Origin of the sequence: Variovorax sp. V118 (assembly GCF_041154445.1) — a bacterium.
Classification (GTDB): domain Bacteria; phylum Pseudomonadota; class Gammaproteobacteria; order Burkholderiales; family Burkholderiaceae_C; genus Variovorax; species Variovorax boronicumulans.
Window position 1 is genome coordinate 2,358,589 of sequence record NZ_AP028663.1, and the last position, 11,689, is coordinate 2,370,277.

11 protein-coding genes are annotated in these 11,689 nt (G+C 69.0%); 3 read left to right on the forward strand and 8 right to left on the reverse strand.

What is annotated here, in order from left to right; genetic code table 11:
• Positions 1-5: 5 nt before the first annotated feature.
• From ACAM52_RS10820 to ACAM52_RS10850, 7 genes are all read right to left on the reverse strand, one after another.
• Positions 6-2,834, reverse strand: coding sequence for a polysaccharide deacetylase family protein (locus ACAM52_RS10820; RefSeq protein ID WP_369646990.1), 2,829 nt, complete (start codon positions 2,832-2,834; stop codon positions 6-8).
• A gap of 33 nt (positions 2,835-2,867) precedes the next feature.
• The gene (locus ACAM52_RS10825; protein ID WP_056582550.1) at positions 2,868-3,869 is read right to left on the reverse strand and encodes a BMP family protein; all 1,002 of its coding nucleotides are present in this window, start codon (positions 3,867-3,869) and stop codon (positions 2,868-2,870) included.
• Between the two features lie 183 nt (positions 3,870-4,052).
• A complete protein-coding gene (upp, locus tag ACAM52_RS10830; protein ID WP_062477764.1) occupies positions 4,053-4,682 on the reverse strand; it encodes a uracil phosphoribosyltransferase in 630 nt (209 codons plus the stop codon).
• Between the two features lie 50 nt (positions 4,683-4,732).
• Positions 4,733-6,130, reverse strand: coding sequence for a URC4/urg3 family protein (locus ACAM52_RS10835; protein WP_369646991.1), 1,398 nt, complete (start codon positions 6,128-6,130; stop codon positions 4,733-4,735).
• Complete coding sequence (locus ACAM52_RS10840) at positions 6,127-7,452, reverse strand: GTP cyclohydrolase II (protein WP_062477758.1); 1,326 nt, start codon at positions 7,450-7,452, stop codon at positions 6,127-6,129. The genes ACAM52_RS10835 and ACAM52_RS10840 overlap by 4 nt, the downstream gene beginning before the upstream one ends.
• An 82-nt stretch (positions 7,453-7,534) precedes the next feature.
• Complete coding sequence (locus tag ACAM52_RS10845) at positions 7,535-8,002, reverse strand: DUF6152 family protein (protein ID WP_369646992.1); 468 nt, start codon at positions 8,000-8,002, stop codon at positions 7,535-7,537.
• Positions 8,003-8,016: 14 nt separating this feature from the next.
• Positions 8,017-8,436 carry a hypothetical protein gene (locus tag ACAM52_RS10850; RefSeq protein WP_369646993.1) on the reverse strand — a complete coding sequence of 140 codons (420 nt, stop codon included), beginning with the start codon at positions 8,434-8,436 and terminating at the stop codon, positions 8,017-8,019.
• 86 nt (positions 8,437-8,522) lie between these two features.
• On the opposite strand from ACAM52_RS10850, the gene ACAM52_RS10855 reads away from it, so the two are divergent.
• On the forward strand, positions 8,523-9,107 hold the full coding sequence (locus tag ACAM52_RS10855; protein WP_369646994.1) for a sigma-70 family RNA polymerase sigma factor: 585 nt from the start codon (positions 8,523-8,525) through the stop codon (positions 9,105-9,107).
• Complete coding sequence (locus tag ACAM52_RS10860) at positions 9,104-9,745, forward strand: DUF1109 domain-containing protein (RefSeq protein ID WP_369646995.1); 642 nt, start codon at positions 9,104-9,106, stop codon at positions 9,743-9,745. Before ACAM52_RS10855 ends, ACAM52_RS10860 begins: the two co-directional genes overlap by 4 nt.
• A 15-nt stretch (positions 9,746-9,760) precedes the next feature.
• On the opposite strand, the gene ACAM52_RS10865 is transcribed toward ACAM52_RS10860, so the two are convergent.
• The gene (locus ACAM52_RS10865) at positions 9,761-11,272 is read right to left on the reverse strand and encodes a helicase HerA-like C-terminal domain-containing protein (protein WP_307693558.1); all 1,512 of its coding nucleotides are present in this window, start codon (positions 11,270-11,272) and stop codon (positions 9,761-9,763) included.
• A gap of 102 nt (positions 11,273-11,374) precedes the next feature.
• On the opposite strand from ACAM52_RS10865, the gene ACAM52_RS10870 reads away from it, so the two are divergent.
• Positions 11,375-11,686, forward strand: coding sequence for a phosphopantetheine-binding protein (locus ACAM52_RS10870; protein ID WP_062482694.1), 312 nt, complete (start codon positions 11,375-11,377; stop codon positions 11,684-11,686).
• Positions 11,687-11,689 lie beyond the last annotated feature (3 nt).

The window sequence follows — 11,689 nt, forward strand, 5'->3', positions numbered from 1 at the left end:
GGTCATCAGGAGTTGGTGGGCGGGAGTGAGGGGCGGTGTGCGGCGTCGGGCGTGGCGATCCAGGCCTGCAGCGCGGCGACGCGCGCGTGCTTCGGTGCCAGGCCGACGAAGGTGGTGTAGGCGGCGAGCGCCTTGGCGTCGTTGCCGGCCTGCAGGTAGGCATCGCCCAGGTTCAGGTAGGCGAGGGCGCGGCTGCCGTCCATGTCGATGGCCTGCTCGAACCAGCGCGCGGCCTCGACCGGCTTGCCGCGCTTGAAGTACACGAAGCCCAGGTTGTTGGCCGCGAGCGCAAAGCGCGGCTGCAGCTTCAGCGCCTCGGTGAAGGCGGCTTCGGCCTCGTCGTAACGGCGCTCGCGGTACAGCTGCAGGCCGCGGTCGTTGGCGCGCTGGGCGGCCACGCGCGGCGTGAGCGGCGCGGCGGCCGGCATGGTCAGCTTGGTGTCGGCGCCTTCGAGGTTCTTCACCACCACCTCGACGGCGGCCGGGCCGGCCTTGGTCGCCTTGGCCGTCTTGGGTACGGCCGCCGCATGCACGGCCTGCTCGTTGGCCTGGTCGATGCGCTTGTTGACCTGGCTGGCGGCGGCGTCGAGCTGCAGGCTGTCGCCGCTGAGGCCTTCGCGCTCGACGGGCAGCGCGAACACGAACTCGCCGCCCTCCGAGCCCGGCAGGCTGCCGAAGGCCGGCGTCTGCCGCGCGATGGCCGAGACCGCCGGCGCCACGTAGGCCGCGAGTTCGGTGCCGGTGATGACGTTGTCGCCGTTCAGGTCGGCCTTGCCCGACAGCGCCTGCAGCATCGTCCAGGTGAAGACCGAGTGGCCGCCGGGGCCGTCGTCGGCCACCTGCTGGTCGGCGCCGCCGGCGGTGAGCATCTGGCGGCCGATGCGGCGCGCGTTGTCGGTCAGGAAGTTCCTGTTGCCCTGCGCCGCGCCGCCGCGCGTGAGGCCCAGGCCCGAGTAGCAGGCGTCCACGAGGAACAGCACGTGCTTGGCCGATAGCGCCTCGGCCACCTCCTGCAGCTGCGGCATCGAGATGGCGTCGGAGGGCAGGTTGTCCAGCGTGGCGTCGACCGGCACGATGTAGCCGACGTCGCGCCCGCTCGCGAGCTTGCGGGTGCTGCCGTGGCCGGCAAAGAACACCAGCACGCGGTCGTCGCGCTTCACGCGCTTGCCGTCGGTCAGCTTTTCGTTCAGGGCGCGCAGGATGTTGGCGCGCGTGGCCTGGTCGTCGTACAGCGCCGTGATGTTCTCGGGCTTGAAGCCGAAGCGCGTCACGAGCAGCTGCTCCATCGCCTTGGCGTCGGGCACGGCGTGGTGCAGGCCGGGCCATTTGGCGTACTTGTCGATGCCGATCACCAGCGCGTGGCTCTCGCGGTAGAGCGTGTCGCCCGAGGTGGCGGCCACGCCGTCGTCGGGCGCCGCCTTTTTCGAGGCGCTCACGACGAACTTGCCGTCGCGCCAGGTGGCGAAGCGGTAGCCGTCGGCCACCAGCTGGTCGAGCACCGTGGGCAGGGCCTGCACGGTGCGGCCCTGGATGTCGTGGAACAGGATGACGCCGCGCTTGGCCTTGTCGACCTCGGCCAGCACGCGATCGGCGATCGACTTGGGCACCGGGTCGGCCCAGTCCATGGAGTCGACGGTCCACATCATGGAGCGCAGCTTGAGCGCCTCGACCGTGCTCAGCTTGGCCTCGTTGCGTGCACCGTAGGGAAAGCGAAAGAGGGTGGACTGCGGCCGGCCGGTGGCATCGAGCAGCGTTTCGGTCTCGCTGGCTTCGACGCGCACCGCGTCGTCCGTCATCTTGGCCATCATGCCGTGGCTGAAGCTGTGGTTGGCGAGCACGTGGCCGGCGGCCAGCACGCGCTTGGCCGCCGCGCCGGTGGCGCTGAGCTGGGCCTTGCCCTGTGCATCGAGCTTGCCCAGGTTGCGCCCGAGCTGGAAGAAGATGGCGGGCGCGTCGTAGCGCTTCAATATCTCCAGGATCTCGTCGGTGTGCTTGGCGTGCGGGCCGTCGTCGAAGGTCAGCACGACGGTCTTCGCGGGCAGCGAGGTGCCGAAGATCTCGCGTGCGTCCGCGCTGTCCTTTTCCTTGGCGCCGCCCGGGGGCTGCGTGTAGGGGACGATGGCGCCGAAGTCTTTCAGGATCTGCTCGCGCGAATACAGGCCCTGCAGCTTGGCCACGTAGTCGGCCCACTTCTCGCGCTTGGGCTCGATGCCGCGCTGCGCGAAGCGGCCGAACACGTCTTTCAGCTCGCGGTCGTAGGCCTGCTCGATCTCGGCGAGCACGGCCAGGTCTTCGCTGGCGCGCCGGCCGAGCTTGAGCCCGGACAGCGACTGCGCCTGGCTGTAACGCGTGCTCAGCTCCGACAGGAACTCCTTGAACGCCAGTCGGTCGGCATCGAACCAGCTGGGCTCGCTCTCGATGCGTTCGAGCAGCGCGTTCAGGCCCGCCACGGCGGCGGGGTCCGTCATGTCCGCGGCCTGGGTGATCAGCGCCTGCTGACGCTCCTGCATCTCGTGGAACAGCTGCTGCCCGACGGCGCTGACGGCGCGCTTCTCGGCCGCGTCGAGCGCACGCTCGCCGGTCATCAGCACGATCATCTGGCGGTGCGCGGCGAGCAGGGCGTCGGCGCGCGCCTGCAGCGCGGCCGGAATGCCGACCGGTGCCGCGACCACCGGCGGCGCAACGGCAGCAGGTGCCGAGGCGGCCGATGCGGGCACCTCGACCGCCGGGGCGGTGGCCGTGGCCGCCGGCTCAGGTTGACAGGCGGCGAGCCCGGCGGCCAACGCCGCGATGGCCATGCCATGGATTGCGGTCTGCCATCGCGCACGCTTCATGGGTTCGGGTCTGCTCGCTTGTCTGTCTGCTTGTTACTTGGCGGTGGACTTCGGCTGGGCGTCGTCCACTTTCACGGTGAACTTGCCGGCCAGGATGTCGGCCTGCTTCGCCTTCACCTTGGCCACGACGTCGGCCGGCACCTTCTTCTCGAAGGTGCCCAGCGGCGCGAGCTCGGAGCCCTTGTGCTTCATGTGCGAGTACACGCCGTAGTCCTCGGCGGCGAACTTGCCTTCCTTCACCAGCTTGATGGCGCGGTCGGCCGAGGGCTCGAAGTTCCACAGCGCCGAGGCCACCACCGTGTCGGGGTACTGGGCCTGCGTGTCGATCACGTTGCCGATGGCGAGCTTGCCCTTTTCCTTGGCCGCGTCCGACACGCCGAAGCGCTCGGCGTACATGATGTCGGCGCCCTTGTCGATCATCGCGAAGGCCGCTTCCTTGGCCTTCGGCGGGTCGAACCAGCTGTTGATGAAGCTCACGCTGAACTCCACCTTCGGGTTCGTTTCCTTCGCGCCCGCCATGAACGCGTTCATGAGCCGGTTCACCTCCGGAATCGGGAAGCCGCCGACCATGCCGATGCGGTTGCTCTTGGTCATGCCGCCCGCGACCATGCCGCTGAGGTAGGCCGGTTCCTGGATGTAGTTGTCGAACACCGAGAAGTTGGGCGCCTGTGGCTTCAGCGACGAACCCATGAGGAACGCCACCTTGGGGAAGTCCTTCGCGACCTTGCGCGCCGCCGCTTCCACCCCGAACACCTCGCCCAGGATCAGCTGGTTGCCGCCCGTGGCGTACTCGCGCATCACGCGCTCGTAGTCGGCATTGCTCACGTTCTCGGTCGCCTTGTATTCGATCTCCCCACGCGCCTCGGCCGCCTTCAGCGCCTTGTGGATGCGGCCCACCCATTGCTGTTCGAAAGGCACCGTGTACACGGCAGCCACCTTGAGCTTGGCCTGCGCGAGCGCAAGGCCCGGGGCGCCCGCCGCAAGCGCTGCGGCAACGGCGATGGAACGAACGATCAATTGACGGCGTGCTGTCACGGTCTTCTCCTCGATTGAAATAAAAGAACCACCCTGCAATCCCCATGCCCACCTACAGAGCCCGCCCTCGCGGCGGGCTCCCTTCCAGCAAACACCGAGGAACCGGCTTTGCCGGGCCTCAGGTGTTGCCCCCGGTAGGGGGAAGGAGCAGCGACACGAAGTGCGCGAAGCCTGGGGGCGAGCCTATTTAGTGCCGAAGATGCGGTCGCCGGCGTCGCCCAGGCCCGGCAGGATGTAGCCATGGCTGTCCAGCTCGCGGTCGATGGCGGCGGTGTAGATCGGCACGTCGGGGTGCGCGGTCTGCATCGTTTTCACGCCTTCGGGGCAGGTCAGCAGGCAGACGAACTTGATCGACTTGGGGTTGAGTTCCTTCAGCCGTTCGACCGCGGCCACGGCCGAGTTGCCGGTGGCCAGCATGGGGTCGACCACGATCACGTCGCGGTTCTCCATTTCGCCGGGCATCTTGAAGTAGTACTCGACGGCCGTGAGCGTCTTGGGGTCGCGGTACAGGCCGATGTGGCCGACGCGCGCGCCCGGCACCACCGTGAGCATGCCGTCCAGGATGCCCGTGCCGGCCCGCAGGATCGACACCAGCACCACCTTCTTGCCGTCGATGACCTTGGCCTGCATGGTCTCCAGCGGGGTCTCGACCTCGATGTCCTGCATCGGCATGTCGCGCGTGACCTCGTAGGCCATCAGCATGCTGATTTCGTTCAAGAGCCGGCGAAAGCTGTTGGTGGAGGCGTCCTTGCGGCGCATCAGTGTGAGCTTGTGCTGGACGAGGGGGTGGTCGACGAGGTGGACGTTGCTCATTGGAGTCTTCTTTTGGTGTGCCGTTGCGGAAAACAGGAGAGTCTAAAAGACTAGAAGACGGTGCCGTCGCTCTCGATCTGCAGCGGTGGCGCACCGTTTCGCAAGCGCTGTGCCAGCACCCGGCCGGCGGCCCAGGTGCCGCCTTCGAGCACGCAGGCCAGGGGCAGCTCTTCCTCGGTGCGGTCGAGCACCTTGCGCACGCGCGGGGCGATTTCGTCGAGCAGCGCCACGGTGAGGGCGCGCCATTCGACGATGAACTCGTCGCCGGCCTTCCAGCGGCGGGTGAGAAAGGCCGGCTCGCGCGGCACGATCACGCCGCTGTCGATCAGCAGGCCGCCGTTGCGGTACTCGGGCAGGGCGGTGAGCGCGTCGAGGTGGCGCACCTTCACGCCGGCCCATTCGAAGGGCTCGAGCAGCGAATACGTGAGCCACTGCGACAGCTTGTGGAACGGCATCCAGCCGTTGGTGAGCCCGGGGCCGGCGACGGCGCTGTGGCGCCAGCAGTCGCCCAGCGCGAAGGCCGGGTCGCCGGAGCCGCCGACGTTGTCGCTGCCGTCGGCCGCCAGGCTGTCGATGGCGTTGGCCGAGGGCCAGATGTGCGAGAGCGTGTCGAGCAGCAGCGACAAAATCTGGTGCGCCGTGATCTCGGCCGTGGGCGGCGAGGCGGCGCCCAGCGGGGCCACGAGCGCGTCGAAAAGGCCGGCGGGCCGGCCGTCGTCGCCAAAGGTCTCGGGCTGCTCGCTCATGGCCTCGCCCAGGCGGCGCAGCAGCACCGCGCGCCCGGCCAGGCCGACCAGCGGATTGACCTCGCTCACCTGGAAGGCGTCGCCCAGGCGCTCGGTCACGAGGCCGCGCAGGCCGGCCGCATCGGCCTGCAGCGGATGGTTCGGGTCGGACGAGAAGAGCCCGCTGGTGAACGCATGGAAGCACGCCACGCCCAGGCCTTCGGAGCGGGTGAAGCGCAGGCCGGTGGCCGGTTCGGTGTAGTGCCAGGTCGGGCCGGCGCCGGCGTCGAGCAGCACGCTCACCAGCGTGAGGTCGATGTGGGCGCGGGCGCGCTGGCGGGCGTCGAGGCCCTTGCCGAGCAGCGCGTCGAGCTGCAGGCGGCGGTCGACGCCGCCGGCCTCGAAGTGGCGCCAGCGGCTGTGGTACGGGATGGTGTCCCAGGGGTAGCGCTCGCGCGTGACCTCGGCCACGGTGCGCGCCGCGTCCTCGAGCGCGTCGTCGCTGCCGATGCGGAACCACTGCGACTCGCCGCGGCGCGCGCGCGCCAGCAGGGCGCCCGCGCGCTGGCGGATGGCGGTGGTGGTGCGCAGCAGGCTGGCGGCGCCGGCCGGGTGGCCGGTGTCGGGTGTGAATTCGATCGACGGATCGACATTGCCCGCGCCGCCGGGGCGCAGGCTGCCGGAACCGTCGGCGGGCAGGTCGATGTCGGTGCTGCGGCTCATTCGCTCAATCCCCGGCCCTTGGCCTTTTTCAGTTCCTCTGCGTCTGGCACCGGGCCGGGCGTGAAGTAGCCGGCCGCCATCTTGGCGTCCATCTCGACGCGGGCGTCGGCCGGGATCAGTTCGTCGGGAATGTTCACGCGCTCGCCGATCTCGATGCCCGAGCCGGTGATGGCGTCGAACTTCATGTTGCTCATCGACACGAGGCGGTGGATCTTCTTGATGCCCAGCCAGTGGAAGACGTCGGGCATCAGCTCCTGGAAGCGCATGTCCTGCACGCCGGCCACGCACTCGGTGCGCGCGAAATACTGGTCGGCCGTGTCGCCGCCCACCTGGCGCTTGCGGGCGTTGTAGACGAGGAACTTGGTCACCTCGCCGAGCGCGCGGCCTTCCTTGCGCGAGTAGGCGATGAGCCCCACGCCGCCACGCTGCGCGCCCTGGATGCATTCCTCGATGGCGTGCGTGAGGTAGGGGCGGCAGGTGCAGATGTCGGAGCCGAACACGTCGGAGCCGTTGCACTCGTCGTGGATGCGGGCGGTGAGCTCCACGTCGGGGTTGGCCAGGTCGCGCGGGTTGCCGAAGATGTAGAGCGTCTGCCCGCCGATGGGCGGCAGGAACACCTCGAGATCGGAGCGCGTGACGAGCTCGGGGTACATGCCGCCGGTCTCTTCGAAGAGCGTGCGGCGCAGGTCGGTCTCGGAGCAGCCGAAGCGGCGCGCCACCTCGGGCAGGTACCACACGGGCTCGATGGCCGCCTTGGTCACCATCGCGGCGCCGCCCGTGGTGAGGAAATGGCCGTCGGCCTTCAGGCGCCCGCTTTGCAGCGCCTCGATCACCTCGGGCAGGATCACGTGGGCCTTGGTGATCGCGATGGTCGGGCGGATGTCGTAGCCGGCCGCGAGTTCGGTGGAGAACACGTCGGCCACGAGCGCGCCCCAGGGGTCGAGCGAGACGATGCGCCCGGGCTCGCTCCACTGCGGATACGGGCCGATGACGTCGGTGGGCGCGGTGTTGGTGAGGTCGGCCTTGTGTTCGCGCTTCAGGGCGCCGGCCGCCACGGCCAGCGCGCGGTACACGCTGTACGAGCCGCTGTGCGTGCCGATCACGTTGCGGTGCGCGCGCTTGGTGGTGGTGCCGACCACGGGCCCGCGTTCGGTGGCGGTGGCCGCGCCCCAGTGGATGGGCAGGGCGCCGAAGCCGCCGGCATGCGAGGTCAGGCGGATGTGGCCGGTCGAGGACGAGGGGTGGAGCGGAGGGCTCTGCGCCGGGCTGGCACCGGTCGCGGTCGGCAAGGCGGAAGGGAGCGCGGTACTGTCTGCAGACATTTGAGGCCCTCAAAAAATGCAATGTACCGAGCACTTGTGCGGCTGGCAAGCGAGGGCCCGCGCGGCCTGGCCGCACTGGCATTCATGTAGGCGACGAGCGCAGGCCGTAGGTCTTGCCGTGCACGAACAGGTACTCGGCGCGCAGCACCGCATCGCCTTTCTCGCCGGTGAAGGTGAAGCCGAGCACGGCCACCGGCGTGCCGGGTTTGATCTCCTCGACACCCCAGGCCTGCAGCCGCGTGAGCGGGGCCAGCTCGATCTGCCACTTGCGGTCGCGGCGCGTCGGCAACTGCGCCTTGGCCAGCAGCGCTGGGCCGTCGACCGTTGCGCTTTGCTTGGGCAGGGGCCGCTGCTTCAGGTCGGGCGGCAGCGCGAGGTTCTCGGGCAGCTCGATCTCCAGCTCGCCGTGCGGATTGCGCCAGCTCACCTTGGTGGCGCGGCCTTCCAGGTACAGCGGGCGCTCCTGGTCAAAACTGCTCCAGCCGTGGTGGGCCCAGGCGGGCAGGGCCAGTGCGATCGAACCGGTCACGAACATGCGTCGATGCAGCATCGCGTTCTCCTTGGTCAGACATAGGCAATCCAGCGCCCGCAGATGATGACAGCGAGCCAAAACCCCAAAGACAGGAGGCATTGAAACCTGGCGAATCCGCTCTGCCCGCCGAGGTCGCCGCGCAGGTGGAACCAGGCGGCGTTGAGGCCGGCCAGCAGGATCAGCAGCAGCTTCACGCGAAAGGCCGTGTTGTTCAGCAACTCGCCCGGCTGGCTGGCGAACATGGTCAGGCCGGTCAGCGCGCACAGGCTGAAGCCCAGCAGGGCGGGGCGCAACGTGAGGCGCGCCAGCAGCGGCGCCGGCAGCTCGCGGGCCAGGCCGAGGGCGCGCAGCTCGAACACCAGCAGGCCGCCGAACAGCAGCGCGATGCCCACGATGTGCGCCGCCTCCAGCGCCGGGTAGGCCCAGGGGTGCGAGACGAGTCCGGCCAGCATCGGGGCAGCTTAGCGCAAGCCTCGCCCTGGGGGCGCGGCACAATCCCTTGCAATCTTTTTTCACCAGGCTGTAACCGGCCGGCCCGATGGCACGAAACACCGTAGGTAGCAGGACGACACCGAGCGACGCGGAAGTGGCCTTGCGCCGCCTGTTCCTTCGCGGCCTCGATGGCGACGCCGGCGCGTACCGCGAGTTCCTGCAGAAACTGAGCGCGCACCTGCGCGCTTTTCTGGGCAAGCGCCTGTTCGGCTGGCCCGATGAAGTGGAAGACCTCGTCCAGGAATGCCTGCTCGCCATGCACAACCAGCGCCACACCTACCAGAGCGACCAGCCGCTGACGGCCTGGGTGCATGCCATTGCGCGCTACAAGATGATCGATTTGCTGCGCGCCAAGTCGGTCCGCGAGGACCTGCATGACCCGCTGGACGACGACCTGGCCGTGTTCGCCGCGTCGGCCACCGAGGCCAGCGATGCGAAGCGCGACCTCGGCGGGCTGCTGCAGACCCTGCCCGAACGCCAGCGCCTGCCCATCGTGCACGTGAAGATCGAAGGCCTGTCGGTGGCCGAGACGGCCAGCCTCACGGGCATGTCGGAGTCGGCGGTGAAGGTCGGCATCCACCGGGGCCTGAAGGCCCTGGCCGCGAAGTTCGGGGGAGGCGCCGCGCCATGAAGACCGACGAGCTCGTGAACCTGCTGGCCGCCGGCGAGGTGGCGGTGCCGCGGCGCAGCGCCAGCGGGCGCATCGGGCTGGCGGTGCTGGCCGCGCTGCCGGTGTCCTTCGTGATCCTGTTCGGCGAATACGGGCTGCGACCCGACCTGGTGCAGGCGATGTTCTGGCCGATGTTCTGGGTCAAGGTGCTGTTTCCGCTGTGCATCGCGGCGGCGGCCTTCGTGACGGTGCAGCGGCTGGCCCGGCCCGGCGTGCGGGTGCGCCACGCGTGGTGGGGCGGGGTGCTGCCGGTGCTGGGGATCTGGGGGCTGGCGGCGTTCGTCTGGTTCTCGGTGCCGATCGAGGAGCGCATGCCCTTGCTGATGGGGCAGTCGTGGCGCATCTGCGCCCTGAGCATCGGCTTCATGGCGCTGCCGGTGTTCGCGGCCACCTTCGTGGCGCTGCGCGGGCTGGCGCCGACGCGGCCCGCGCTGGCCGGGGCCGCGGCCGGCGCACTGGCCGGCGGCGTGGGCGCGTCGGTCTACGCGCTGCACTGCATGGAGCTGACCGCGCCATTCCTCGCGGTCTGGTACGTGAGCGGGATCGCGGTGCCGGTGCTGCTGGGCGCGGCGCTGGGGCCGCGTCTGCTGCGCTGGTAGCGCAGCCGCTTTCTCCTAGCGCTTCTTGCTGCCGAAGATCCCGCCCAGCACGCCGCGCAGGATCTCCTTGCCCACCGACGTGCCCATGGTGCGCACCGCCGACTTGGCCATGGTCTGCACGAGGCCGTCTCGCTTGCCGCCGCGCGGGCCGGTGCTGCCGAAGAGCATGTCGTTGAGCATGCCGCCCATGCCGGACGATTCTTCGGCGGCGGCCCCGCCCTTGGCGCCGGCGGCCGGTGCATCGGGGGCGCTCTCGGCGCGGCCCTTGAGCTTTTCGTAGGCCGATTCGCGGTCGACCGTCTTCTCGTACACGCCCGCCACCAGCGAGCCCGCGATCAGCGCCTTGCGCTGCTCGGGCGTGATCGGGCCGAGCTGGCTGCCCGGCGGCAGCACGTACACGCGCTCGGTGATGCTCGGGCGGCCCTTGGCGTCCAGGAAGCTCACCAGCGCCTCGCCCACGGCGAGTTCGGTGATGGCGGTCTCGATGTCCAGGCCGGGCTTCTGGCGCATGGTGCTGGCAGCGGCTTTCACGGCCTTCTGGTCGCGCGGGGTGAAGGCGCGCAGCGCGTGCTGCACCCGGTTGCCGAGCTGGGCCAGCACCGAATCGGGAATGTCCAGCGGGTTTTGCGTGACGAAATACACGCCGACACCCTTGGAGCGCACCAGCCGCACCACCAGTTCGATGCGTTCGACCAGCGCCTTGGGCGCCTCGTTGAACAGCAGGTGGGCCTCGTCGAAGAAGAAGGCCAGCTTCGGCTTCTCGGGGTCGCCGATTTCGGGCAGCTGCTCGAACAGCTCCGACAGCATCCACAGCAGGAAGGTGGCGTACAGGCGCGGCGAGTTCATGAGCTTGTCGGCCGCCAGGATATTCACCACCCCCTTGCCGCCCACCGTCTGCATGAAGTCGGTGATGTTGAGCATCGGCTCGCCGAAGAACTTGTCGCCGCCCTGGGTCTCGATCTGCAGCAGGCCGCGCTGGATCGCCCCCACGCTGGCGGCGCTGATGTTGCCGTACTCGGTGGTGAACTGGCTTGCGTTCTCGCCCACGTACTGCAGCATGGCGCGCAGGTCTTTCAGGTCGAGCAGCAGCATGCCGCTGTCGTCGGCGATCTTGAACACCAGGTTCAGCACGCCGGCCTGGGTTTCGTTCACGTCGAGCATGCGGCCCAGCAGCAGCGGGCCCATGTCGGACACGGTGGCGCGCACCGGGTGGCCCTGTTCGCCGAACACGTCCCACAGCGTGACGGGGCAGGCGGCCGGCTCGGGCACGTCGATGCCGCGTTCCTTGAGCGTGGCGGCCAGTTTCTCGCCGACGCTGCCTTTCTGGCTGATGCCGGTCAGGTCGCCCTTGACGTCGGCCATGAACACCGGCACGCCGATGTTCGACAGTTGTTCGGCGATGGTCTGGAGCGAGACGGTCTTGCCGGTGCCGGTGGCGCCGGTGATCAGGCCGTGGCGGTTGGCCAGGCCGGGCAGGAGGGTGCACTCGATGGTGTCGTGGCGTGCGATCAGAAGGGGGTCGGCCATGGGGCGCTCCGGGTCGTATCGAAGCGCGCAGTCTAATCAACCGCCACTCCTATAATTCACGACCCCGCACGGTCGTTCAGGAAAAAAGTTCAGGAGGTTTTTTTGTCATCGACTGCTCAGCCCCCCATTCCCGCCACTGGCGATGCATCCGAACAGTCGCCGATCGAAAAAGAGCTGGCCGTGTTGCTCGTGAACGCGCTCAATCTCGAGGTCGCACCTGAAGAGATCGTTCCCACCGACCCGCTGTACGGCGAAGGTCTGGGCCTCGACTCCATCGACATCCTCGAAGTCGCGCTCGAAGTCTCGCGCCGCTACGGTTTCCAGCTGCGCTCGGACGACGAGCGCAACCAGCAGATCTTCCAGTCGCTGCGTACGCTCGCGACCCACGTCGCCGAGCACCGCAGCGCCACCTGATCC

Bases quoted from the DNA above. Each gene is read 5' to 3' on its own strand.
- ACAM52_RS10820 (WP_369646990.1), bottom strand. From the start codon at position 2,834: ATGAAGCGTGCGCGATGGCAGACCGCAATCCATGGCATGGCCATCGCG.
- upp (WP_062477764.1), bottom strand. From the start codon at position 4,682: ATGAGCAACGTCCACCTCGTCGACCACCCCCTCGTCCAGCACAAGCTC.
- ACAM52_RS10835 (WP_369646991.1), bottom strand. From the start codon at position 6,130: ATGAGCCGCAGCACCGACATCGACCTGCCCGCCGACGGTTCCGGCAGC.
- ACAM52_RS10840 (WP_062477758.1), bottom strand. From the start codon at position 7,452: ATGTCTGCAGACAGTACCGCGCTCCCTTCCGCCTTGCCGACCGCGACC.
- ACAM52_RS10845 (WP_369646992.1), bottom strand. From the start codon at position 8,002: ATGCTGCATCGACGCATGTTCGTGACCGGTTCGATCGCACTGGCCCTG.
- ACAM52_RS10850 (WP_369646993.1), bottom strand. From the start codon at position 8,436: ATGCTGGCCGGACTCGTCTCGCACCCCTGGGCCTACCCGGCGCTGGAG.
- ACAM52_RS10855 (WP_369646994.1), top strand. From the start codon at position 8,523: ATGGCACGAAACACCGTAGGTAGCAGGACGACACCGAGCGACGCGGAA.
- ACAM52_RS10860 (WP_369646995.1), top strand. From the start codon at position 9,104: ATGAAGACCGACGAGCTCGTGAACCTGCTGGCCGCCGGCGAGGTGGCG.
- ACAM52_RS10865 (WP_307693558.1), bottom strand. From the start codon at position 11,272: ATGGCCGACCCCCTTCTGATCGCACGCCACGACACCATCGAGTGCACC.